This window comes from Flavonifractor sp. An112, from assembly GCF_002161085.1.
GTDB lineage: Bacteria > Bacillota > Clostridia > Oscillospirales > Oscillospiraceae > Flavonifractor > Flavonifractor avicola.
This window is the reverse complement of the sequence record NZ_NFLU01000001.1, coordinates 1-23,088: the sequence shown is the minus strand read 5'-3', so window position 1 is coordinate 23,088 and position 23,088 is coordinate 1. Positions and strand designations below refer to the sequence as shown.

Sequence of the window (23,088 nt, the reverse complement as noted above, 5' to 3'; positions counted from 1 at the left end):
CGATAAGCACAAGGGGCCGCTGCCAATGGCAGCGGCCCCGTTTTTTGTATCGCCCGGCTCCTCCACCCCATCAAAGTTGGGGCGGCGCTTTGCGCCGTACAAGCGTTTTGGGCTTGCCCAAAACCTTGGCGCAGGGGCAATTCATTTGCCCCGAGCAAGTAAAATCAATTTGGGCCCCCGCAGAAAGCTACAGCTTTCTGTGGGATTGCTGGGCGATGTGGCTCAGTACCTGGGCAAGGACGCTTTCTTCAACCTGAAGTAAGTTTTGACAAGCACAAGGGGCCGCTGCCAATGGCAGCGGCCCCGTTTTTTATATAAAAAAGCGGCTGCCGCATCTGCGGCAGCCGCTTTCATTGTTTGCATCAGACCTCCATAATGACCGGGAGGATCATGGGGTTGCGCTTGGTTTTCTTGTACAGGAAGTTGGACATGGAGTTTTTGATCTCCGACTTGATGGCGGCCCAGTCGGTGAGGCTATCCCGCTGGCAATTCTCCAGGGCGGTGACGGCCACCTTCCGCAGTTCCTCCATCAGACCCTCGGACTCCTTCACATAGACAAAGCCGCGGGTAATGATATCGGGGCCGGACACCACAGTGCCGTCCTCCCCGGACATGGACACCACCACCACGATCATGCCGTCCTCGGCCAGATGCTTGCGGTCCCGCAGCACCACGCTGCCCACATCGCCTACGCCGTAGCCGTCCACAAATACACGGCCGGCGGGCACAGTGCCGTTGATCTTGGCTGAGTTGGGAGTCAGCTCGATCACCTTGCCGATGTCGCTGATGATGATATTCTTGGGGTTCATGCCCATCTGCTGGGCCAGCTTGGCGTGGATCTTCAGCATCCGCTGCTCGCCGTGAACGGGGATAAAGAACTTGGGCTTCACCAGAGCGTGGATGATCTTCAGCTCCTCCTGACAGGCGTGGCCGGAAACATGGAGGGCACGCTCACGCTCGTTCACCACTTCGGCATCCTTGCGGTAGAGCTCATTGATCACGCTGCCAATGGCATTTTCATTGCCGGGAATGGCGGAGGCGGAGAGGATCACCCGGTCACCGGCCTGGATATCCACCTGGCGGTGGGTGTTGAAGGCCATACGGGTGAGGGCCGACATGGTCTCGCCCTGGCTGCCGGTGGTGATGATGCAGATTTTGTTCTTAGGCAGGCTCTTGATATGAGCCAGATCCACCAGAACCCCGTCGGGGATCTTCATATAGCCCAGCTCGGTGGACACCTTCATGGCGTTCTCCATGGAGCGGCCGGTCACGGCAACCTTGCGGCCATACCGGGCGGCCACATCGATGATTTGCTGGATGCGGTCCACATTGGAGGCGAAGGTGGTGATAATGATGCGCTGCTCACAGCCCCGGAACAGGGCGTCGAAGGAGTCGCCTACGCTGCGCTCGCTCTTGGTGAAGCCGGGACGCTCCACATTGGTGGAGTCGGCCAACAGGGCCAGAACGCCCTCCTTGCCCAACTGTCCCAGACGGCCCAGGTCGATCATACCGCCCTGGATGGGGGTGGGATCGATCTTGAAGTCGCCGGTATGGATGACAGTACCCACGGCGCACTTGATGGCAAAACCGCAGGCGTCGGCAATGGAGTGGTTCACATGGATGAACTCCACGGTGAACTTGCCCGCCTTCACGGTCTCTCCAGCCTCACAGGTGATGAGCTTGGTCTTGTTCACCAGACGGTGCTCCTCCAGCTTCAGCTTCACCAGGCCGGCCGTCATCCGGGTGGCGTAGATGGGTACGTTCACATCCCGCAGAAGGTAGGGGATGGAGCCGATGTGGTCCTCGTGACCGTGGGTCAGGAAGATACCCCGAATACGGTCCTTGTTCTTGATCAGGTAGGAAAAGTCGGGGATGACCACGTCAATGCCGTACATATCGTCATCCGGGAAGCCCATACCTACGTCCACGATGATCATATCCCCGCCGTACTCATAGACGGTCAGGTTCTTGCCGATCTCGTTCAGACCACCCAGAGAAATGATTTTCAGTTTTTCAGCCATAAAAGTCTTACTACACTCCTTTACAATCAATCCGTTTTCCGTATTTATTAGTGGGCACGGTCCGGATCTGAGCGCACAAAAAGAAAAGCGGTGGTATTCCGCTCTTTCCGGCCCTGCCTCGCCGGAAAAAGGGAACGGCCATGCACCGCTTGGCGCCTCTATCCATGCTGTGTCCTTGCCTTATTCAAAGCGCAATATTGCGCATAAAGCCATAATTAGCATCTGTATTATACCACGCAAACCGGGGAAAGTATACCATTATTTTGCGACAGGGTTCCCCTTGGTTGTTCTGGAGGTGCGGATATGATACAATACCGAAGAAAATGGAAAGGAGCGTGGAATGAATGGAAGAGGCGCAGCTGCGGCCTGGCCGTTACCGCCACTTTACGGGCAACGAATATCAGCTGCTCTATGTGGCCCGCCATTCGGAGACTCTGGAGCCCATGGTGGTCTATCAGGCCCTCTATGGGGAGCGGGGCATCTGGGTGCGGCCGGCGGCCATGTGGAATGAGATTGTGGAGCGGGACGGCTATCAGGGCCCCCGGTTCACCTATATAGGAGAGTAAGCCATGAACATTCAGATTTTTGGAAAGAACAAATGCTTTGACACGAAAAAAGCGGAGCGCTGGTTCAAGGAGCGACGCATCAAGTTCCAGGCGGTGGATCTGGGTAAGTACGGTATGAGCGCCGGGGAGCTCAAAAGCGTGGTCAATGCGGTGGGACTGAATAACCTCATTGATCAGAAGCATCCGGACGCCGCCCTGCTCAACTACCTGGCCTATGACTCTGACAAGCTGGAGAAGCTGCTGGACAATCCCAAGCTGCTCAAGACCCCCATCGTCCGCAACGGCAGGCAGGCCACCGTGGGCTACTGCCCGGAGGTATGGGAGAGCTGGAGCTGAGTCAGCTCTGGTACAGTCCGGTTACCGCAGACAGCTGCTGCTGAAGGGCCTCCACCGCCCACTGGGGCCGGAGCAGCTGCACCCCATCCCCCAGGCCGAAGAGCCAGCCTAAAAACTGGGGGCTGACCACAGCAGAGACGGTAACGGTAAAATGATCCTCTCCGTCGGGCACCAGCATGGCCTCCATGCCGAACCGGTCCAGCACCACGCCCACCAGGCTGGAGCGGCAGCGGAGCGTGACCTGTCCCTCCCGGCCGGAGAACATACCGAAGTGTTTTCCCGCATAGGCTGCCATATCAAAGTGTTCCGGCACCCCGGTGAGGGGCAGGCAGGTGACGGCCAGATCGGCCATTTTGTCTACCCGGTAGTGGCGCAGCTCCTTTGAGCGGTGGTCATAGCCGGCCAGATAGTAATTCTCGTTGTCCCAGATCAGACCGGCGGGGGAGACGGTATACCGGCGGCCATCATGGCGGAACACCTTTTCCTTGCGGACGTTATACTCAAAGTAGAGAAAAGTCACAGTTTTCCGGTTTGCAATGGCGGTATGGAGCTTGTCAATGGTGTAGTAGATGCTCTCGTTCATGGTCTTTACCCGACGGTCCACATAGACCTGGCGCTGGAGCTGGCGGGCCTGGTGGATGCTGGCCTGGGACTCCAGCTTGTGGATCAGCTGGCTGCTCTTCCGCTGGGTGATGAAGCGGGAGGATTGGACCGCGTCCACCAGCAGCTTCAGCTCCGCCAGCTGGAAGGGGCGCTCCCCCAAAAACCAGCCCGGCGAGCGGCCCTTCCGGCACTGCACATCCAGCCCAAACTGACGCAGGGCTTCCATATCGGAGTAGATGCTCTTCCGTTCGGCCTTGATGTCCCACTCCTCCAGACGGGAGATGATTTCAGGGACGGTAAGGGTGTGCTCCTCGTCGGTGCTCTCCCACAACAGCTTGCACAGACAGAGTAGTTTCAACTTTTGATTGGCGCTTTTCGGCATGGAAGCGACCCCCTTTATTACCGTGTTACCGGTTAGACTATCACATTTACTGTCCCATAAACCGTACATTCAGCATACCACAAATAGGTGGAGATTGCGAGGGCCTATGATATATGTTGCAGCAGTTCCCCTCTGCCCCCTTCATGCGGGACCGGGTGGGGAGAAAGAACGGGTGGACGAGATCCTGATGGGTTGGCCGGTCTATGGACCGGAGGAAGCCCAGGGGGATTGGTGGCGGGTCCGTACCCACTACGGCTATTCCGGCTGGGTGCGGCGGGAGCAGCTGGCCCCGGCGGGGGAATGGCCCCTTCAGGGGAAAATGGTGGTGACCGCTCCCTTTGCCGATGTACTGGCTGGGCCGGAGGTGGAGCGGCCGGTGCTGACTACCCTGCCCCGGGGCAGTCTGACCGCTGCCATAGAGGAAGCTGTTCCGGAGGGCTGGCGGCTGATCGAACTGCCAGATAGACGGAAAGGCTATACAAAAGGTAGTTTCCTGGAGGAATATTGCGCTAAACCCTGTGATTTGCCGGAGGAACAGCTCCGGGCCAGGGTGGTGGAGCGGGCCAGGAGCTATCTGGGCACCCAGTACCGCTGGGGCGGAAAGTCCCCCATGGGAATCGACTGTTCGGGGCTTACTTTTATGTCCTGGTTTTTCAGTGGAGTGCTCCTCTACCGGGATGCTCGCATTGTGCCGGGGTACCCGGTCCGGCCCATTCCTCTGGAGGCCTGCCGGCCTGCCGATCTGCTCTATTTTCCGGGGCACATCGCCCTCTATCTGGGGGAGGGAAGGTATATCCACTCCACTGCCCGAGCGGGCAGCGACGGGGTGGTGGTCAACAGCCTGGACCCGGCACAGCCTGACTACCGGGCGGATCTGCGGGAAAAGCTGCTGACGGCGGGCACTGTCTTTCCACTGGGAGGGGAGAATCTGACAACTTGATAAAAATTTGCGGCAAACACTTGCCAGATGGGCCATTCTCCTCTATACTGATACTGTTTGTTGACATAATGCGATTGGAGAAAGGGGCGCGCCTCAGTGGCCCAGACACACCGAAAGAAACGTCGCCGCCGGACTTCCCCGGCACGGCGGGCGGCGAAGATTTTTTATGGAATCCTTGTGGTCATCTCAGCTTTGATTGTAACGCTGTTCTGCGTCTACAAGCTGCTGGCCAAGGAGCCGGAAATGGCGGCGGAGCCTACGCCGGAACCTGCTCAGCCGGGGACCAGTGCCGAGCCCACCACAGGCCGGCAGAGGAAACTTTATACTTATACCTTTCTGCTGGTGGCCAAGGACCAGGTGGGCAGCAATGCCGATACCATGATTGTCTGCACCTATGATACGGTGGCGCAGACGGTGGGCATGGTGTCCATCCCCAGAGATACCCTGGTGGAGAGCGGCAAGCTGAACGCGGTCTACCAGCAGGGGATCGAGGTTCTGCGGGATACCATTTCCGATATGCTGGGTATCCCCATTGACTTCTATGTGGGCATCAACATGGATGGCTTCAAAGAGCTGGTGGATGAGTTGGGTGGCATTGAGTTCAATGTGCCCGTCCATATGTCCTACGACGATCCCGCCCAGGATCTGCACATCCACTATGAGCCGGGGCTCCAGCACCTGGACGGACAGGATGTGCTCAACGTGGCCCGGTGCCGGAAAAACTCCGATGGACCTGGTACCTATCCCAACAATATCTACTCCGCCTATCCGGACAACGACATCGGACGCACCAGGACCCAGCAGCAGCTGATCGGCACCATTCTGAAAAAGGCGCTGTCCAATCCTCAGAAGATCAACCGCTATATCGAGATCTTCCTGGAGTATGTGAACACCAACCTGGAGTTCGGTGAGATGCTGTGGTTTGCGGAGCCTGCCCTGGGCTTTGACTTTGAAAACGGCATGACCAGCGCCACCCTTACCGGAGACGGAAACACCTACTATCCCGGCTGGGGCCAATACTGCTACCAGCTCTACCCGGAGGAGACCCTGGAGACCGTCAACCAGCTCATCAATCCCTACGACCAGGATCTGACTCTGGATGATATGAATATCTTCCAATACCAATAATCAAAAAGGACGTGCTTCAAAGGCACGTCCTTTTGATTTACTCCAGCAGATCGGGGCCGGGCAGGTCCATCTGCCGCTTGCGGGCGGCGGAGAAGGCCAGCTTCTCTGCCAGGGCCTTCCGGTCGCCGGTGGCCAGCACCTCCCGGTAGGACTGGAGGTTGCCGATGAGCCGGTCCAGCACCTCCAGCAGAGCGGGCTGGTTGAGGGAGAAAAGCTGGGTCCACAGTCCCACATCCAGAGCGGCCACCCGGGTACAGCCACGGAAGGAGGAGCCTTCGTAGCCCTTGCAGTCAAAGAGGGTAGGGTCATCACACACCGCCACGGCGATAATGTGCATCACCTGGCTGGTATAGGCGATGAGGGCGTCGTGGGCCTGGGCGGTGGTGCGATGCACGTCCTTGCAGCCCATATAGGCGGCCAGACGTTCCAACAGGGCCAGGTGCTCCGGCTGGCTGGTTTCCCGGGGGATCAGCAGGAAGTGAGAGCCCTGAAACAGCTCGGCAAAGGCGTGTTCCACGCCGGAGAACTCAGTACCAGCCATAGGATGGCAGCCAATGAAGTCCACCGTGTCGGGCAGACAGTTTGCTCCCTCCAGAATGGCCGACTTAACGCCGCACACGTCCCACACCAGTGCGCCGGGCTTGAACTGGTCTTTGTAGGTGTTCAGAAAGTCCAGAATACCCTGGGGGTGGAGGGCCAGGGCCACCACGTCGGCCTGGGGGATCACATCGGCGGCGTACTCGGTGACCCGGTCGCCCACGCCGTGTTCGCTGGCGTAGCGCAGGGTGGGCTGGGACACGTCCACGCCTACGATCTCATAGTCCTCAAAGCCCTTTAGGGCCAGAGCCATGGAGCCGCCGATTAAACCGAGGCCTACGATAACAAGTGTTTTTTTCATGTTGCGGCCTCCTTTTACAGGGTGCGGCCCACGCAGGGGGCCAGAATACGCAGCTTGTCCATCAGAGCGTCAAACTGGGCGGGGGTGATGGACTGAGCTCCATCGCACAGGGCATGGGGAGGATCGTTATGGACCTCCACAATGAGGCCGTCGGCCCCGGCAGCCAGGGCTGCCATGCTCATCCGCTCCACCATCCAAGCCTTGCCGCAGGCGTGGGAGGGGTCCACCACAACCGGCAGGTGGGACAGCTGCTTTACCGCCAGCACCGCCGACAGGTCCAGAGTGTTGCGGGTAAAGGTCTCAAAGGTGCGGATGCCACGCTCACACAGGATGACCTTTTCGTTGCCGCCGGCCATGATGTACTCGGCGCTCATGAGCCACTCCTCAATGGTGGAGGAGAGGCCCCGCTTGAGCAGGATGGGCTTGGTGGTCTTGCCCAGCTGCTTCAGAAGGTCGAAGTTCTGCATATTCCGGGCCCCTACCTGAATCACGTCCACGCACATCTCGAACATCTCCACGTTGTCGGTGGACATGATCTCGGTGACGATGGGCAGGCCGGTGACTGCACGGGCCTCCTGGAGCAGCCGGATGCCGTCGTTGCCCATGCCCTGGAAGGCATAGGGGGAGGTGCGGGGCTTGAAGGCGCCTCCCCGCAGGGCGGCGGCTCCGGCGGCCTGGACGGCCTGGGCCACGCCCACGATCTGCTCCTCGCTCTCCACCGAACAGGGACCGGCAATGACGGCCAGCTTCTCGCCGCCCACCAGAGCGCCGCCCCCCAGGTCAATGATCGTATCCTCCGGGTGGTACTTCCGGTTGGCCTTCTTATAGGGCTCGGTGACCCGCATCACCCGGTCCACGCCGGGCAGCAGGGACAGCTTCTCCTGGTCAATGCCGTCGGCATTGCCTTCGGCACCCAAAATGGTGGTCTCAGCGCCCTTGGACACCATGACCTTGACGCCGCCCTCCTCCATGGTATGGATGGCTTTTTCCAGTTCCTCGGGGGTAAAGCCCCGTTTCATAATAACGACCATATGTGTTCTCCTTTCCAAATACAAAAGATCCGCAGCCGCCCAAAGGCAGCTGCGGATCTTTTCCGTCCGTTATCAGAACGAAACCCGGTCAGCCGGTTATGGGCAGGCAGAAACACCGCTGGCAAAATAGCAGCGGTAATAGCCGTATCCATAACCGGTACGCTTCAGCATAACGGGCACGCTCCTTCCTTTGAAAGAGACTTTAGCACTTTTTGGTGCGAAAGTCAAGGGGAAATTTTGCTTGAAATCCTACCAGTATTATGGTATTATATTTGAAAAGTCAGGAGGGATCGTATGAAAATTTCTACCAAGGGACGATATGCCCTGCGGCTGATGCTGGACGTGGCGCTCCATAGCCACGGTACTGCGGTGCCTCTGCGGGATGTGGCCCAGCGGCAGGATATTTCCGACAAATATTTGGAGCAGATTGTGACCCAGCTTTCTCGGGCTGGTCTGGTGCGCTCGGTGCGGGGCGCCGGCGGCGGCTACCTGCTGACCCGGGAGCCGGAGGAATACACGGTAGGCGAGATCCTGCGGGTGCTGGAGGGCAATCTGGCTCCGGTGAGTTGTGCCGACGCCGACGATGTGTGCCGGTGCGGACGGGCAGACAGGTGCGTTACCGTGGAGATTTGGAGGGAGATCCAGGCCGCGGTATCCGGGGTGGTGGATCATGTGACCCTGGCCGATCTGGTCCGCCGGCATCAGGAGAAGTGTCCGGAGAGTTGCGAAAACGCCGACTGAGTTCCTATGTAAAAGGTTCTTTGCGTGACAAATCCGAAGGTCCGGCTTATCCTGTAGACGAGGTGAGCGGATATGCGGGATATTGGAAAGAACATCAGGACGCTGCGGGAGAAAAAGGGCATGACCCAGGAGGAACTGGCGCAAGCTCTATTTGTTACCCGACAGACGGTGTCTAACTACGAGACGGGCAGGAGCAGGCCGGATATTGAGATGCTGGCCAGGATCGCCCAGGCGCTGGAGGCCGATGTAAACCAGGTGCTGTACGGCCTGCCTGTGGACCAGGACAAGCAGCGGGAGGCCAAGCGGCTGGCAGTGGGCTGTCTGACCCTGGCGGCGATTTTTCTGCTGCTGATGCTTCCTGCACCGCTGCTGAATGAGATGCTAAAGCGTGGCAATGTAGGGGCGGTGCTGGTGACCGCCCTTACCAACGGTTTGCTGAGGCCCGCCTTATGGCTGATATTGGGCTGGTGCGCCCTTCAGGGGCTGTGGCTGCTACGAGTGATCCGGCCGCCGGAAGAGCGGACGTGGATGGCCTGGGCCCGGCGGGGTGTGTTGCTTCTGATGGCGGTATATGTGGTGCTGCTGCTTCCGCCGCTGGTGGTGGGACTGATCCAGGTGATCCAGACCGCATTGGGCGTGCCCTATGATGCGCTGGTAGAAGTTCCTCAGATCCCGGCGTATATATGGCTCATGAATCGCCAGTTGGTATTCCTTGTGCTCCGCCCTCAGATATGCGCCATCCCTGGCGCAGCCCTGTGGCTGCTGGGGGTTCCAAAACGCTGAGAAAAAGAAAAAGACGCTGCTTACGCAGCGCCTTTTTTCTTATGCGTAGATGCCGGTGGAGAGGTAGCGCTCGCCGGTGTCGGGCAGAACGGCTACGATGGTCTTGCCCTGGAAGTCGGGCCGCTTGGACAGCTCCCGGGCCGCCCAGGCGGCGGCACCGGAGGAGATGCCCACCAGAATACCCTCGGCCCGGCCAAGTTCCTTGGCGGAGGCAATGGCTTCTGCGCCGGGGACGGGGAGGACCTCGTCTATCACCCCCATATCCAGAGTACCAGGGACGAAGCCGGCGCCGATGCCCTGGATCTTGTGGGGGCCGGGCTTACCGCCGGACAGGACAGGGGATTCAGCGGGCTCTACCGCCACTACCTTGATGTTGGGGTTCTGTTCCTTCAGGAAGCGGCCCGCGCCGGTGATGGTGCCGCCGGAACCTACGCCGGCCACCAACACGTCCACCATGCCGTCGGTATCCCGCCAGATCTCAGGGCCGGTGGTCTCATAATGGGCCTTGGCGTTGGCGGGGTTGTTAAACTGGTCGGGCATCCAGGCGGAGGGGTCGGCCTCCAGCAGCTCCTTGGCCTTGGCAATGGCACCGCTCATGCCCTTAGCGCCCTCCGTGAGCACCAGCTCCGCCCCCAGGGCGGACAGCAGGGAGCGGCGCTCCTGGCTCATGGTCTCAGGCATGGTGAGCACCACCCGATAGCCCCGCTGGCGGCCGATATAGGCCAGGGCCACGCCGGTATTTCCGCTGGTGGGCTCCACGATGGTGGCACCCGGCTTCAGCAGGCCGGCTTCCTCAGCGGCCCGGATCATATACAGTCCCGCACGGTCCTTGGCGGAGGACAGGGGATTAAAGCTTTCCAGTTTGCCCAGGATACCGCCGCCGGGGGCAAAGCGCTCCAGACGGAGCAGGGGGGTATTGCCAATCAATTCAGGAATGGAATGGGCGATTTTCATGGTAGATTGCCTCCCATCATTTTTCTCAGGTTGCTATCAGCATACCACATAAATCCCACGAATTCAATAGGAATTTTGGACAATAAGCAAGGCCCGCCATCCGGCGGGCCTTGCTTAGATGCTGGAAAGATTAGAACATGGGGACAACGGCGCCCTCGTAGGTCTCATCCATAAAGGTCTTGACCTCGTCGCTCTTGAGGGCCTCCACCAGGGCCTGGATGGCGGGATCGTTCTCGTGGCCCTCCTTGACGGCCAGCACGTTGACGTAAGCCTGGGCGGCCTCGCCGTCGGCGGACTCAACGGCCAGAGCGTCGGAAACCTTCAGGCCGGCGTCGATGGCATAGTTGCCGTTGATGACGGCCATATCCACATCGCCCAGACGGACGGGCAGCTGGCTGGCTTCCAGCTCCACGATGTCCAGATTCTTGGGGTTCTCAGCGATGTCGGCCTTGGTAGCGGTGATGCCGGCACCCTCCTTCAGGGTGATCAGGCCCTCCTGCTGGAGCAGGAGCAGGGCGCGGGCCTCATTGGTGGTGTCGTTGGGCACGGCGATCTGAGCGCCGTCAGCCAGCTCGTCGATGCTGGCGGTCTTGCCGGCATACAGGCCGAAGGGCTCGTAGTGGATCTCGGCGGCGCTGACCAGGTGGGTACCGTCGCTGACGTTAAACTCGTTCATGTAGGTGATGTGCTGGAAGTAGTTGGCGTCCAGCTCACCGCTCTCCACTGCCAGGTTGGGCTGGATGTAGTCGTTGAACTCCACGATCTCCAGGGTGATGCCCTGCTCAGCCAGGATGCCCTTGGCTACCTCCAGAATCTCAGCGTGGGGGGCGGGAGTGGCGCCGACCTTGATGGTGGTGCCCTCCAGAGAGGCGGTGTTCTCCACAGCGGGGGTCTCGGAGTTGCCGGAGGGGGTCTCGGAATTACCGGCGGGGGTGTTGGCGGAGCCGGAGTTACCGCCGCCGCAGCCGGCCAGCAGGCCGAAAGACAGAGCGCCGGTCAGGAGCAGAGAGACAAGCTTCTTCATGGTACATTTCTCCTTTTCATTTTGACAGGTGTTACCCAAATCAGAGTACAAAAAAACGCCCTTGAAGAATGTTCAAGGACGAGAGCTTTCCGCTTCGTGGTACCACCTTGTTTCACCTCTGCCTCACGACAGGGGCCTTATGGAGTACAGTCATACTCCTGCGCGCTGACGGGCGCACCCGTCGCAGCCTATACCAAACGGTAGTCGGTGCGCCGCTCCAAGACCATCTTCACCAAAACCTTCCGTACCCGTTCCCACCATACCGGGCTCTCTGTGCCGTATCTTTCTGGTTACTCTTCTCTTCATTGCGTTTGAGGGGCGTTATTCAGTTCCCTTTGGGTTGCATTTAGTATATGCCTCCCTCACTCATTCGTCAAGTAGACAGTTTCGACAAAAGAACGGGGTGCGCATACCAAAAAGTTTGCGCACCCCGTCCAAACAGATGATTAATGGATTCCGGACTTTTCTGCCCGGTTGGTCTTGAGCTTCTTCTTCCGGTCTGTGCTGCGAATCCGCTTATCCAGACGGACCGAGGCCCGGGTACCAATGGACTGGAAGATCTGTACCAGAATGACCAGCACCACCACAGACACCCACAGGATGATATTCATCCGGCGCTGGTAGCCCAGATTGAGGGCCATGGAGCCCAGGCCGCCGCCGCCGATGGCGCCCGCCATGGCGCCGTAGCTGAGGATGGTGATGAAGGCGGTGGTGAAGCCGGAGATCAGGGAGGGACGGCTCTCAGGCAGGATCACCTTGGTGATGATCTGGAAGGGAGAGCAGCCCATGGACTGGGCGGCCTCCACCACGCCGCTGTCCACCTCACGGAGAGAGGCCTCCACCAGACGTGCTACAAAGGGGAAGGCAGCCACGATCAGAGGCACAATGGTGGCCACCGTGCCGATAGAGGTGCCCAGGATCAGCCGGGACAGAGGGATAACCACCACCATCAGGATGAGGAAGGGCACCGAACGCAGAATGTTGATCACAAAATTCAGCACCGCCATCACCGGACGGGGCAGGGGCAGCACGCCATTGGGCTCACCCACCACGGCAATGACACCCAGGGGCAGACCGATGACATAGGCAAAGAAGGTGGAGATCACCGTTACATACAGGGTCTCCCAGATGGCGAAGAGCAGGCCGTTTTTGCTCAGCTCCAGCAGACGGAGGACCTCTTCATTTTGCAGCAGATCAGCCATGGTAATCAGGCACCTCCTCCACAGTCACGTCCTTCTGGGCGCGCAGATAGTTCATGGCCTTAGCGGCCTCGGTCTTGTCCTCAGGCAGGCCAAGCAGCATGGAGCCGAAGGCCTTGCCGTTCACGTTGCGGGTATCGGCACCCAGAATGTTGACCTTGACCCCACAGTCGATGGCCAGAGAGGCGATGAGAGGCTCATAGGAGGAGCCGCCGTTGAACACCACCCGCACCACGCTGGCCACGGGGAACTGGTCAATATGGGCGCCCTCGGGGAACACCAGCTTGCGGCCGGCCTCGGTCTTGGGGTTGGAGAAAACCTCCTCCACCGTGCCGGTCTCCACCATATGGCCGTGGTCCAGAATGGCTACATGGGTGCAGATTTCCTCCACCACCGCCATTTCGTGGGTGATGACCACCACAGTGATGCCAAGGCGCTTATTGATGTCCTGGATCAGCTTCAGGATGGAGCGGGTGGTGGTGGGGTCCAGAGCGGAGGTGGCCTCATCACACAGCAGCATCTTGGGGTTGGAAGCCAGAGCACGGGCGATGGCAATGCGCTGCTTCTGGCCGCCGGACAGCTGAGCGGGGTAGGCATTGGCCTTGTCAGGCAGGCCCACGATATCCAGGTACTCCAGAGCCCGCTTTTTGGCCTCCGCCGCCGGAACACCGGCGATCTCCATGGGGAAGCAGATGTTCTTCAGGCAGGTCCGCTGCATCAGCAGGTTAAACTGCTGGAAGATCATGCTGATGGACCGGCGGGTCTGGCGCAGACGGGCAGGGGAGAGTTCCATCAGGTTCTCTCCGTCGATGAGGACCTCTCCCTGGGTGGGCCGCTCCAGCAGGTTGATGCAGCGCACCAGGGTGGATTTACCCGCGCCGCTCATGCCGACGATACCAAAGATATCCCCATCCCCAATGGTCAGGTTGATATCTGACAGGGCCTCAAAGTCCCCGTCCGCCGTGGGAAAGACCTTGGATAAGTGTTTCAGTTCGATCACAGGTCTGTTCTCCTTCGTCTGATTTGTATGTAATACCTCCGGTTTTGACAAAACACCGGGATGTTTGCATCGGGAATATTCTATGACAACCGGGACGGGCTGTCAAGGTGTTTCGGGAGGGAAGAGACGGGCCGATGTGGGCATCGGCCCCTACAGAGGTACTGGAGGATGGTCAGAGCAAAAAGAAACAGCCGGGCCATTGGCCCGGCTGTTCAATGACGCTATTAGTCGGTCACGAAGGGCAGCAGCGCGATCTGACGAGCACGCTTGATGGCCTCAGTGAGCTGACGCTGATGCATGGCGCAGGTGCCGGTGGTGCGGCGGGGCAGGATCTTGCTCCGCTCGGACAGGAACCGACGCAGCTTCACGGCGTCCTTATAGTCGATGTGCTCCACCTTGTCCACACAGAAGGTGCAGACCTTGCGGCGCTTGCGGCCGCGGGGGCGCTCTCTATCCATAGCCATAACTGGAAAACCTCCCTTGTTCCGGGCCTATAGTCCGGCTTGTTTTATGATGCGGCATCCGCCGCTGTGTTCGGTTTAGAAGGGCAATTCGCCGTCATCCTCAGTGAGTTCGGCAAACTGGTCGCCGCCGGCAGGGGCGGAATAGCCGCCGCCAACAGGGGCCGCGGGGGGCGCATAGCCGCCGGGCGTGCCGTAGCCGCCGGAGGGTGCGCTGTATCCGCCGCCCTCGGCGTCCCGCTTGGAGTCGCCAAAATACACGTTGTCGGCCACCACCTCGGCAGTGCGGCGCTTGTTGCCGTCCCGGTCGGTCCAGTCACGCAGCTGGAGCCGGCCCTCTACCACGGCCATACGGCCCTTGGTGAGAAAACGGGAGACAAATTCCGCCGTCTGACGCCAAGCCACGATATCAATGAAATCGGTGGCCTTTTCGCCGGTGGTCTTGTCCTTAAAGTCCCGGTCCACAGCCAGAGAGAAGGAGGCCACAGCCGTCCCGGTCTGAGTGTGCCGGAGTTCAGGGTCACGGGTCAGACGACCCATGAGAATAATACGGTTCAGCATGAAGCCTCTCCTCTCTTACTCGTCCTTGCAGACGATCAGGGAGCGCATCACGCCGTCAGTGATCCGCAGGATACGATCCAGCTCGCGGGGGAACTCGGGCTTGGACTCGAAAGTCATCAGCACGTAGTAGCCCTCAGTCAGGTCATTGATGGGATAGGCCAGGTGGCGCTTGCCCCACTCGTCGACCTCAGCCAGGGTGCCGTTCTGCTCCACCAGAGTCTTGAACTTCTCCACCATGGCAGCAGTGGCCTCCTCACCCAGGTTGGGATTGAGGATGTAGACCACCTCGTAGTTACCGCTGAGTTTTGCCATTTTCTTTGCACCTCCTTATGGACATATGGCCCCCGCCCTTTGCGGGAGCAAGGATGGCTTGTCACAAACAAGCCCTATTATTATATAAGATATTTGGAAAAAGTCAAGATTTTTTCGCGGGAAAATAAAAAATAAAAAACTTTCAGATTCTGTGCAATATTTGGGCGGGCTGCACCATTGTATAGGCAGAAGGGCCGGTGAGGCCCATGAAGTAAATCATAAATTTCATTGTAAAGGAGTTTTTCAGATGAAAAGAGGTTTTGGAAAAGGTTTTGTGTCCGGTATGTTGGTTGTGTCTCTGGCAGTGGGATTGGGAGTTACCGCCATGGCGGCTACCAGAACCATCAAGGTTGAGGATGATATTCAGGTGACCCTGAACGGCGCACGGTTCCAGCCCAAGGACGCCGATGGAAATGAGGTACCCCTCTTCTCCTATAACGGTACTACCTACGCCCCCGTTCGGGCCATCTGCGAGGCCGCCGGTCTGAAGGTGGATTACGATTCCGCCACCTATACTGCTGTGCTTACCACGCAGGACCAGTATATTGCATCCACTCCCGGCGCCTCCAACTATATTACCGTGGAACAGGCCAAGAATGCGGCCCTCAATCATGCGGGCGTGAAGGCCAGCGACGCCATCTTCGTGAAGGCCGGTCTGGATTGGGATGACGGTCGGGTACACTATGAGGTGGAGTTCTACGCCGGCAACACGGAGTACGACTACGATATCGACGCCACCAGCGGCGCGGTGCTCTCCTATGACCGGGAGTGGGATGACTTTTCCCTGAAGGGCAGCGGCAGCAGCACCGCCACCCAGGACGACCTCATCACTGAGGCCAAGGCCAAGGAGATCGCCCTGGCCAAGGCTCCTGCCGGCACCACCGTGGTCAAGTGCGAACTGGACCGGGACGACGGCCGGTATGTGTACGAAGTGGAGATGCGCAACGGCAACATGGAGTACGACTGCGACATCAACGCGGTTACCGGTGTAATCATCGACTGGGATGCCGACCGGGACGACTGATCCGGTAACACAGACAAGTAAATAAACCAAAATTTGGGGCTGCTCCGGGATGACCGGAGCGGTTCCAAATTTTTTTTGACTTTTTTTCTCCTTCGGTGTACGCAAACATCCAACTTTTGGCCCTGGGACGCCAAGGGTGAGGAGTGAGTGCGGTGGACAGTGAGAGGGGCAGGCTGTTAAAGCAAATAGAAAGATTGGCCAGATGCAAGGCAAACGACGTGGTCAAACTGGCCTTTTTAAAAGAAGGAGAAGCGAAGGAGATCGATAGCCTGGACTTGACAGCGCTCACCGGATTCAAACGTACCGACAAAGGAGCTGTGGAAATTCAGTTGGTGGACCGGTTGACGGTGTTTAGATTGTTGATGGAATTGGCTGGAGGGCAGGAGGAACAGGCAGTGGAGTTCTTTCGGACGTGGGAGCGGAAGGCGGAAGAAGGGATACAGGAGGAGACATGAAGTTTCGGACGTTTTCCCCCAAGCAGAAGCAGGTACTCACCTGGTGGTGCGACCCGGAAGTGCGGGACAGGGAAGCATTGATTTGCGACGGGGCGGTACGCAGCGGCAAGACCATGTGTATGGGGCTGTCTTTCTTCTGTTGGGCCATGCGGACCTTCCATGGTCAGGCCTTCGGCCTGTGCGGCAAGACGGTCACCGGTCTGCGGCGCAATCTGCTGGGCGGGCTGCTGCCGGTACTGAAGGAGCTGGGCTTTCAGTGGGAGGAGAAGGTGTCCAAAAATTTGATCATCGTCCGCTTCGGCGGGCGGGAGAATACCTTCTACCTCTTCGGCGGAAAGGACGAGGGAAGTGCCGCCCTCATCCAGGGCATCACCCTGGCGGGGGTGCTGCTGGACGAGGTGGCCCTGATGCCCCGGTCCTTTGTGGAGCAGGCCTGCGCCCGGTGCTCGGTAGAGGGGAGCCGGATGTGGTTTTCCTGCAACCCGGAGGGGCCGGAGCACTGGTTCTACAAGGAGTGGATCCAGAAGAAGGAGGAACACAATGCCCTCTACCTCCACTTTACCATGCAGGACAACCCAGCCCTCTCCCCCAGAGTCATCCGGCGGTATACCCGCAACTTCAGCGGGACCTTCTACCGGCGGTTCGTGCTGGGAGAGTGGGCGGCGGCAGAGGGGCGGGTATACGACTTTTTTGATGAGAGCTATGTGAAGCCTGTGCCCCAGGGGGAGATGGAACAGTGGTGCATCTCCTGCGACTACGGGACGGTGAATCCCTCTTCCTTCGGCCTGTGGGGTCTGCGGGATGGCGTGTGGTACCGGGTCAAGGAGTTTTACTACGACTCCCGGCGGGAGGGCAGGCAGAAAACCGACGGAGAGTATGCCCACGATCTGGAACAGCTGGCAGGAGGAAGGACCATCCGGCGGGTGGTGATCGACCCCTCCGCCGCCAGTTTTATCGAGCTGCTGCGGCGGCAGGGCTGGCGGGTAGAAAAGGCCAATAACGACGTGCTGGCCGGTATCCGCGTGACCGCCGATCTGTTACGGCAGGGCAAGTTGGTGATCTGCACGCCCTGCGCCGACGCCATCCGGGAATTTTCCCTCTATTGCTGGGATGAGAAGGCTGTGGGGGACCGGGTACAAAAGGTTCACGACCACGCCATGGACGACATCCGGTATTTCGCCGCCTCGGTGACGGCGGGAGGCGAGGGCGGATTTTTCGGAGGGCTGTGCGTGGAGCGGGAGCGGTTTTGAGAAAAAGGAGTGTGGTTATGGGACTGTTCCATAAGAAAAGTGGGCCGGAGGGCGGTGGACTGGCGGTCCAGATCCGGGAGGGCGGCAGGCATCCCTTTGGCGTATTGGACGGCTATGTGCCCCTGCAGCAGGGAGAGATTGCCCTCTACCGCAGTATTCGGGAGGCGGTGCCCATTGTGGATGCCGCCATCTGGAAGCTGATTCGGCTGGCGGGCGGTGTAAAGGTGGAGTGCGGAGACAAACGGGCTCAGAAGGAGCTGGATTGGTTTCTCCAGCACGTGAACACAGGCCGGGGCCAGCGGGGCATCCAGTCCTTCCTGGACTGCTATCTGGACTCCATGCTCACCTGCGGCCGGGCGGTAGGGGAGATCGTGCCCGACCGCAGGCGGAGAGACATTGCCGCTCTGCTCTGCGGCAATGTGGCTGACATTGAAATCAAGGAGGGGGCCACCCCCATGGAGTTTGCCATCTGGGGCCGGGGGACCGACGGTACCATGCGGGAACTGCCCCGGCAGGAGCTGCTCCTCTTCACCCCCTTTCAGCCTGAGACGGACAGCCCCTATGGGGTGAGCCTGCTGCGGTCCATGCCCTTCCTGACTGAAATTTTGCTCAAAATTTATCAGGCCATGGGCATGAACTGGGAGCGGATGGGCAATGTCCGTTTTGCGGTGGTATACAAGCCGGGGGACAATCCCCTGGATCAGAGCATGGTGCAGGAGCGCAGCCGCCAGATCGCCCGGGAGTGGTCCGCCGCCATGCAGGCGGGCAAGCACGGCAATGTCCGGGACTTTGTGGCGGTAGGCGATGTGGACATCAAAGTGATCGGCGCGGACAACCAGGTGCTGGACAGCGAGGTGCCGGTACGGCAGATCCTGGAACAGCTGGTATCCCGCACCGGCATCCCGCCCTTCCTGCTGGGATTGTCCTGGTCCTCCACCGAGCGGATGAGTACCCAGCAGGCTGATATGATGACCAGCGAGATCACCGCCATCCGCCGGGGACTGGAGCCGGTGGTGGAGCGGATCTGTGAATTATGGCTCACCCTCCACGGTTACCGGCCTCAGGTAAGTGTGGACTGGGAGGATGTGAACCTCCAGGACCTGGTGGAGGAGGCTCGGGCAGAGCTTTACCGCCAGCAGGCCAGGACCGTGGAGATGGACAACGAGGCCAGAGAGAAGGGAGAGACGGTATGAACATCAACAAGCAGGCGGGGGTGGATCAGGGTACCGCCCTGGATCAGACTGAACTGGGGCTCATCAACGCCATGAGCCGCAAAAAGCTGACAGAGGAGGAGGTATACACCTTCGCCGTGCGGCTGTGCGACAATGAGGTGGATCGGGACGGGGAGCGGTTCCCGGCGGAGACTCTGGAGGAGCTGGCCCCCCTCTTTGTGGGTAAGAGCGGTATTTTCGACCACCAGTGGAGCGCCGCCGGACAGACCGCCCGCATCTACCGCACCGAACTGGTGCGGGATGAGAGCGTCCTCACGGCGGCGGGGGACGCTCTGTGTTACCTGAAAGGTTACGCCTATATGCTGCGGACCGAGAGCAACAAGGACCTGATTGCTGAGATCGAGGGCGGCATCAAGAAGGAAGTGAGCGTGGGCTGCGCGGTGGAGGAGGCCAGATGCTCCATCTGCGGGGAGAACATTCATGACAGAAGCCGGTGCGCCCATGAGAAGGGCAGGGAGTACGGCGGCAAGCTGTGCTGGGCCGATCTGGTCCACGCCACCGACGCCTACGAGTGGTCCTTTGTGGCGGTGCCGGCCCAGAAAAACGCGGGGGTGATGAAGAGCATGAGACAGGATATGGAACAGCTGGAGCGGGAGGCCGCCCTGGGGCGCAAGTACCTCCAGCAGCTCAAGGATGAGGTGGTGCGCCTGGGCGGCGTGGCCGGGCTGGCCCTGGAGCAGGAGACGCTGAAGGGCATTGTCCGGAAGCTGGAGGAGCCGGAACTGGACGCGCTGAAGAAGGCCTTTGAGGTCCAGGTGGACAAGGCCTGGGGCGTGGAGACCCAGCTGCCCGCCTGGGAGCGGCAGGTCCCGGCGGAGGGACGGGACGGGGCATTTTTGATCTGAAACCGACGATAACGGATTGCCGCGCCAGTGTGCGCACTGGCGCGCAATGACGGGGATTGGCCCCGACAAAAAGAAAGGAGTAGAAACATGAGCAGCAAGATTTCCTTTGAAGGCATTGGCGAAGTGGTGGCTACCTTTGCCTGCGGCGAGGGTGTGGCCGCCGGTCAGGTGGTCAAGGTAACGGAGGACGGCACGGTGGGTGCCTGCTCCGCAAGCGAGAAGTTCTGCGGCGTGGCCCTGTCCGCGGAGGACGGCTATGCCGCCGTCCAGCTGGGCGGACTGGTAAAGGTGCCTACCAGCGGCGGCAGCATTACCGCCGGCTGGTGCAAGCTGTCCGCGGACGGCTCCGGCGGCGTGAAGCTGGACACCTCTACCGGGACCGAGTATCTGGTGGTGCGGGTAGAGACTGACGCGGCCGTGATCTGTCTGTAAGAAAGGGAGGATGGGAATATGAGCTATCGGTTTGACAATCTGAGACTGGAAAAGGGTATGTACAACGAGGCGGGCCGCACCTTTACCCAGGTGCTGGAGCGGGAGGATCCCTCGGAGCAGTACAAGGGCACTCCTCTGGAAGGCCTGGACGCCTATCAGCGTCAGCTCAAGCGCTTTGACATCAAGGTGAAGGGCGCGGGCAGTGACGTGGTGGAAAAGTTCTTCTCCACCAGCCAGTCCGCCGTCCTCTTCCCCGAGTACATCGCCCGGTCGGTGCGCCAGGGTATGGAGGAGGCCGACCTGCTGCCCCACATCACCGCAGCCGTCACCCGCTTCGATGGCATGGACTACCGCTCCATTGCCTCTGTGCCCGAGGATGACCAGAAGGCCCTGCGCCATGTGGAGGAGGGCGCCACCATCCCCCAGACCCAGGTCAAGACCCAGGAGAACCTGGTCAAGCTCCACAAGCGGGGCCGGATGCTGGTGGCCTCCTACGAGGCTATCCGCTATCAGAAGCTGGACCTGTTCTCCGTCACCCTGCGGCAGATCGGCGCCCACATCAACCGGATGCACCTGGAGGACGCCATCGATGTGCTGCTCCACGGCGACGGCAACGAGAACCCCGCCAAGGAGTATACCGTGGGCTCCGACCCCATCGGTGGCTCCTCCGGTACCCTGACCTACGACGATCTGGTGGACTTCTGGGCCCAGTTTGACCCCTACGAGATGAACACCCTGCTGGTGTCCGGCGACATGATGCGCCAGCTGCTCAAGATGGACGAGTTCCAGAATCCTCTTACCGGCCTTAATTTCCAGGGCACCGGCAAGCTGGCCACCCCCCTGGGGGCTACCCTGCTGCGCACCTCCGCTCTGGAGAGCGGCAAGCTCATTGGCCTGGACAAGAACTACGCTCTGGAGATGGTGCAGGGCTCCGACGTGATGGTGGAGTATGACAAGCTTATTGACCGCCAGCTGGAGCGGGCTGCCATCACCAGCATCTCCGGCTTTGCCAAGCTGTTCACCGACGCCGCCAAGGTGCTGAAGCTGAAATGATTGAGGAGATCATGGCGATGGCCCAGACCCTGGGTCATGTAGAGGACAGCCAGGGTCCGGCGCTGGAGGCTCTGTGCCGCATTGCGGCGGAGGAGATGACTGGGCGGCTGCGGGAGGGCGTGACGCCGGAAGACTGCGGCCCGGCCTTCGTGCTGGGGTGCGCCTGGGTGGCGCTGGCAGGGCTGGCCGGAGGCCAGTACGGCGGCGGGACCGAGTTTACCGCCGGAAGCGTCACCATCCGAGAGGCAGACTGCGTTCAGGATCGGGAGCGCTCCGCCGCCCTCCGGCTCCAGGGCGAGACGGTGCTGGGGCCCTATCTGAAGGACCGGGGATTTCTGTTTCAGGGGGTGGAGGGATGACTGACCGCTGGAGACAGATTTTATCCAGATATGGTCAGACCGTCACCCTCTACCGGCAGGGACAGGAGGAGGGCACGGTGTGCCGGGCCTTCCTCCAGCCCGTTCAGGAGAAGGGGGCAGATTTCTTCCAGCGGCAGCCTACCCCTCTGGGGCTGGTGCGGCAGGACCGATGGATCTGCCTGGGCGGACCGGACATGGCTCTGGATGAGCTGGGCGATGGATACCTTGCCTGGGGAGACCAGACCTTTACGGTACGCAGTGCCCAGCCGGTATACCTGGGGGAGGAACTGGTGTACTGGTGGGGACTGCTGGCGGTCAGGGACTGAGCGTAACTTGGAGTGTTTTTGACGAGCGGAAAGACTGTGGGAAGCGGGGGAGAGCAATGGAGTTTGGAACCATCCGGGAGCGGATGGCGGACTATTTGCAGGAGCAGGGCATTGATGCCCAATGCGCCTACCCGGAGATGAGGCGGGCCCGGAGAGATGGGGTGGTGGCTGCTGTCTCCCTCCGGGCCTGCCAGGGGGGACCGGAGGGATTCCGGGACTACCTGGGAGAACGGTACGACCAGGAGAGCGGACAGTGGCAGGAGCTGTACGGGAGGAAGATCGTCCTCACCTTCGGGCTGGACCTGTACGCTCCCCAGGGCTGCGGCGCGGCGGGCATTCAGGAGACCTTTGACCGGATGGCTGAGGCCTTGCAGCGGGAGGGACCACCCGGCCTCACCCTACAGGAGCTCTCCTGCGGAGAGACGGAATTTGACCAGAGGGCCGGCCTCTACCACCGGACGGTGGAGGCGGTATGCCGGGGCTACCTGTACGCGGTGGCCCAGGAGGGCGGCACCTTCCTGGACTTTATTGTGAGAGGAGAGAGCCGGATTTGAGTATGACGATCCATGAACGGCCTGGAGTATACTCCAGCTACGACGCATCCACTGTGATCAGCGGCAGCGGCGGCAGCAGCACCGTAGGCTTGGTGGGCCTGGTCAGTGAGGGGGAGAGCGGCAAGCTGTACACCCTTAACCGCTATGAGGACGCGGTCACCCAGTTTGGTCAGGAGGAGAACCTGACCAAACTGGTGCAGGTGTTGTTCCGCAACGGCGCGGCCAAGGTGGTGGCAGTGCCGGTGAGCGGAGAGGAGGACTATCAGGGGGCCTTTGACCTGCTGGCGGCAGAGGGGGATATCTCTGTGGTGGTGTGCGACAGCACCCAGCTGACCGTCCAGCAAGCCCTGCGGCAGAGCGTCTGCGACGCGTCCCAGGCCAGACGGGAGCGCATTGCCGTGGTAGGCGGCGCCCAGAACGAGAATGTGGAGGCCCTGGTCCAGCGGGCGGAAGGGCTCAACAGCGAGCGGGTGGTGCTGGTGGCCCCCGGCGACGACACCGGCCTGGCAGCCGCAGCGGTGGCGGGGGCCATTGCCGGGGAGAGCGACCCCGCCATCCCTCTGGGGGGCGCGGAATTGAGGGGCCTGGAGGGGATGGAGGCCCGGTACGCCGACACCG

The 23,088-nt window shown here is 60.2% G+C and carries 29 protein-coding genes and 1 other annotated feature; of the genes, 18 read left to right on the top strand and 11 right to left on the bottom strand.

Annotated features, from left to right (window positions below):
• The first annotated feature begins 25 nt into the window (after nucleotides 1-25).
• A complete protein-coding gene (locus tag B5E56_RS00145) occupies nucleotides 26-262 on the top strand; it encodes a hypothetical protein (RefSeq protein WP_087387584.1) in 237 nt (78 codons plus the stop codon).
• Nucleotides 263-362: 100 nt separating this feature from the next.
• Here the strand turns inward: B5E56_RS00145 and B5E56_RS00140 are convergent, their stop codons facing one another.
• Entirely contained in the window at nucleotides 363-2,021 is a 1,659-nt protein-coding gene (locus B5E56_RS00140) for a ribonuclease J (RefSeq protein WP_164475018.1), read from the bottom strand.
• Between the two features lie 344 nt (nucleotides 2,022-2,365).
• Here B5E56_RS00140 and B5E56_RS00135 point away from each other — a divergent pair, with 344 nt between their 5' ends.
• Both B5E56_RS00135 and B5E56_RS00130 read left to right on the top strand, forming a co-directional pair.
• Nucleotides 2,366-2,587, top strand: a complete 222-nt coding sequence (locus B5E56_RS00135) for a DUF1653 domain-containing protein (protein WP_087387578.1) — start codon at nucleotides 2,366-2,368, stop codon at nucleotides 2,585-2,587.
• A gap of 3 nt (nucleotides 2,588-2,590) precedes the next feature.
• Nucleotides 2,591-2,923: an arsenate reductase family protein gene (locus B5E56_RS00130; protein ID WP_087269316.1), complete on the top strand. Its 333-nt coding sequence runs from the start codon at nucleotides 2,591-2,593 to the stop codon at nucleotides 2,921-2,923.
• A gap of 1 nt (nucleotide 2,924) precedes the next feature.
• On the opposite strand, the gene B5E56_RS00125 is transcribed toward B5E56_RS00130, so the two are convergent.
• Nucleotides 2,925-3,908 carry a helix-turn-helix transcriptional regulator gene (locus tag B5E56_RS00125; protein ID WP_087387576.1) on the bottom strand — a complete coding sequence of 328 codons (984 nt, stop codon included), beginning with the start codon at nucleotides 3,906-3,908 and terminating at the stop codon, nucleotides 2,925-2,927.
• 172 nt (nucleotides 3,909-4,080) lie between these two features.
• Between B5E56_RS00125 and B5E56_RS00120 the strand changes: the two genes are divergently transcribed.
• Both B5E56_RS00120 and B5E56_RS00115 read left to right on the top strand, forming a co-directional pair.
• A complete protein-coding gene (locus B5E56_RS00120; RefSeq protein ID WP_242958692.1) occupies nucleotides 4,081-4,848 on the top strand; it encodes a C40 family peptidase in 768 nt (255 codons plus the stop codon).
• A gap of 192 nt (nucleotides 4,849-5,040) precedes the next feature.
• Nucleotides 5,041-5,976 (top strand): LCP family protein, encoded by a 936-nt coding sequence (locus B5E56_RS00115; RefSeq protein ID WP_242958691.1) that lies wholly within the window; start codon nucleotides 5,041-5,043, stop codon nucleotides 5,974-5,976.
• Between the two features lie 37 nt (nucleotides 5,977-6,013).
• Here the strand turns inward: B5E56_RS00115 and B5E56_RS00110 are convergent, their stop codons facing one another.
• Both B5E56_RS00110 and aroF read right to left on the bottom strand, forming a co-directional pair.
• Nucleotides 6,014-6,874 (bottom strand): prephenate dehydrogenase, encoded by an 861-nt coding sequence (locus tag B5E56_RS00110; RefSeq protein WP_087387566.1) that lies wholly within the window; start codon nucleotides 6,872-6,874, stop codon nucleotides 6,014-6,016.
• A gap of 14 nt (nucleotides 6,875-6,888) precedes the next feature.
• Complete coding sequence (gene aroF / locus B5E56_RS00105) at nucleotides 6,889-7,905, bottom strand: 3-deoxy-7-phosphoheptulonate synthase (protein ID WP_087387563.1); 1,017 nt, start codon at nucleotides 7,903-7,905, stop codon at nucleotides 6,889-6,891.
• A 294-nt stretch (nucleotides 7,906-8,199) separates the two neighbouring features.
• Between aroF and B5E56_RS00100 the strand changes: the two genes are divergently transcribed.
• The gene (locus B5E56_RS00100) at nucleotides 8,200-8,646 is read left to right on the top strand and encodes an RrF2 family transcriptional regulator (RefSeq protein ID WP_087189295.1); all 447 of its coding nucleotides are present in this window, start codon (nucleotides 8,200-8,202) and stop codon (nucleotides 8,644-8,646) included.
• 72 nt (nucleotides 8,647-8,718) lie between these two features.
• Nucleotides 8,719-9,429, top strand: coding sequence for a helix-turn-helix domain-containing protein (locus B5E56_RS00095; RefSeq protein ID WP_087387560.1), 711 nt, complete (start codon nucleotides 8,719-8,721; stop codon nucleotides 9,427-9,429).
• 39 nt (nucleotides 9,430-9,468) lie between these two features.
• Here B5E56_RS00095 and cysK read toward each other — a convergent pair whose 3' ends face one another.
• The 7 genes from cysK to rpsF all read right to left on the bottom strand — a co-directional run bounded on the left by cysK (nucleotide 9,469) and on the right by rpsF (nucleotide 14,940).
• Entirely contained in the window at nucleotides 9,469-10,383 is a 915-nt protein-coding gene (gene cysK / locus B5E56_RS00090) for a cysteine synthase A (RefSeq protein ID WP_087387557.1), read from the bottom strand.
• 130 nt (nucleotides 10,384-10,513) lie between these two features.
• Nucleotides 10,514-11,407, bottom strand: a complete 894-nt coding sequence (locus B5E56_RS00085; protein WP_087387554.1) for a MetQ/NlpA family ABC transporter substrate-binding protein — start codon at nucleotides 11,405-11,407, stop codon at nucleotides 10,514-10,516.
• A gap of 71 nt (nucleotides 11,408-11,478) precedes the next feature.
• Nucleotides 11,479-11,722, bottom strand: a binding site (T-box leader).
• Between the two features lie 131 nt (nucleotides 11,723-11,853).
• Nucleotides 11,854-12,609, bottom strand: coding sequence for a methionine ABC transporter permease (locus tag B5E56_RS00080; protein WP_087189291.1), 756 nt, complete (start codon nucleotides 12,607-12,609; stop codon nucleotides 11,854-11,856).
• Nucleotides 12,602-13,606 carry a methionine ABC transporter ATP-binding protein gene (locus B5E56_RS00075; protein WP_087189290.1) on the bottom strand — a complete coding sequence of 335 codons (1,005 nt, stop codon included), beginning with the start codon at nucleotides 13,604-13,606 and terminating at the stop codon, nucleotides 12,602-12,604. Before B5E56_RS00075 ends, B5E56_RS00080 begins: the two co-directional genes overlap by 8 nt.
• A gap of 224 nt (nucleotides 13,607-13,830) precedes the next feature.
• Nucleotides 13,831-14,070, bottom strand: a complete 240-nt coding sequence (gene rpsR, locus B5E56_RS00070) for a 30S ribosomal protein S18 (protein WP_007490771.1) — start codon at nucleotides 14,068-14,070, stop codon at nucleotides 13,831-13,833.
• A 75-nt stretch (nucleotides 14,071-14,145) separates the two neighbouring features.
• Nucleotides 14,146-14,628 carry a single-stranded DNA-binding protein gene (gene ssb / locus B5E56_RS00065; protein ID WP_087269348.1) on the bottom strand — a complete coding sequence of 161 codons (483 nt, stop codon included), beginning with the start codon at nucleotides 14,626-14,628 and terminating at the stop codon, nucleotides 14,146-14,148.
• Between the two features lie 15 nt (nucleotides 14,629-14,643).
• Complete coding sequence (gene rpsF, locus B5E56_RS00060) at nucleotides 14,644-14,940, bottom strand: 30S ribosomal protein S6 (protein ID WP_087189288.1); 297 nt, start codon at nucleotides 14,938-14,940, stop codon at nucleotides 14,644-14,646.
• A gap of 247 nt (nucleotides 14,941-15,187) precedes the next feature.
• Here rpsF and B5E56_RS00055 point away from each other — a divergent pair, with 247 nt between their 5' ends.
• The 11 genes from B5E56_RS00055 to B5E56_RS00005 all read left to right on the top strand — a co-directional run.
• On the top strand, nucleotides 15,188-15,964 hold the full coding sequence (locus tag B5E56_RS00055; protein ID WP_087387551.1) for a PepSY domain-containing protein: 777 nt from the start codon (nucleotides 15,188-15,190) through the stop codon (nucleotides 15,962-15,964).
• A 152-nt stretch (nucleotides 15,965-16,116) separates the two neighbouring features.
• The gene (locus B5E56_RS00050) at nucleotides 16,117-16,419 is read left to right on the top strand and encodes a hypothetical protein (protein ID WP_087387548.1); all 303 of its coding nucleotides are present in this window, start codon (nucleotides 16,117-16,119) and stop codon (nucleotides 16,417-16,419) included.
• Complete coding sequence (locus B5E56_RS00045; protein WP_087387545.1) at nucleotides 16,416-17,669, top strand: PBSX family phage terminase large subunit; 1,254 nt, start codon at nucleotides 16,416-16,418, stop codon at nucleotides 17,667-17,669. Before B5E56_RS00050 ends, B5E56_RS00045 begins: the two co-directional genes overlap by 4 nt.
• Nucleotides 17,670-17,686: 17 nt before the next feature.
• Entirely contained in the window at nucleotides 17,687-18,862 is a 1,176-nt protein-coding gene (locus B5E56_RS00040; protein ID WP_087387541.1) for a phage portal protein, read from the top strand.
• Nucleotides 18,859-19,746: a hypothetical protein gene (locus B5E56_RS00035; protein ID WP_087387538.1), complete on the top strand. Its 888-nt coding sequence runs from the start codon at nucleotides 18,859-18,861 to the stop codon at nucleotides 19,744-19,746. Before B5E56_RS00040 ends, B5E56_RS00035 begins: the two co-directional genes overlap by 4 nt.
• An 87-nt stretch (nucleotides 19,747-19,833) precedes the next feature.
• The gene (locus B5E56_RS00030; RefSeq protein WP_087387535.1) at nucleotides 19,834-20,178 is read left to right on the top strand and encodes a hypothetical protein; all 345 of its coding nucleotides are present in this window, start codon (nucleotides 19,834-19,836) and stop codon (nucleotides 20,176-20,178) included.
• Nucleotides 20,179-20,196: 18 nt separating this feature from the next.
• Complete coding sequence (locus tag B5E56_RS00025; protein ID WP_087269366.1) at nucleotides 20,197-21,231, top strand: phage major capsid protein; 1,035 nt, start codon at nucleotides 20,197-20,199, stop codon at nucleotides 21,229-21,231.
• Complete coding sequence (locus tag B5E56_RS00020; RefSeq protein WP_087387531.1) at nucleotides 21,228-21,590, top strand: hypothetical protein; 363 nt, start codon at nucleotides 21,228-21,230, stop codon at nucleotides 21,588-21,590. Before B5E56_RS00025 ends, B5E56_RS00020 begins: the two co-directional genes overlap by 4 nt.
• Nucleotides 21,587-21,916, top strand: a complete 330-nt coding sequence (locus B5E56_RS00015; protein ID WP_087387528.1) for a hypothetical protein — start codon at nucleotides 21,587-21,589, stop codon at nucleotides 21,914-21,916. Before B5E56_RS00020 ends, B5E56_RS00015 begins: the two co-directional genes overlap by 4 nt.
• A gap of 56 nt (nucleotides 21,917-21,972) precedes the next feature.
• Nucleotides 21,973-22,470, top strand: coding sequence for a hypothetical protein (locus B5E56_RS00010; RefSeq protein ID WP_087387525.1), 498 nt, complete (start codon nucleotides 21,973-21,975; stop codon nucleotides 22,468-22,470).
• 2 nt (nucleotides 22,471-22,472) lie between these two features.
• Nucleotides 22,473-23,088, top strand: a 616-nt coding sequence (locus B5E56_RS00005) for a DUF2586 family protein (RefSeq protein ID WP_343214218.1), incomplete at its 3' end; no start/stop codon positions are given.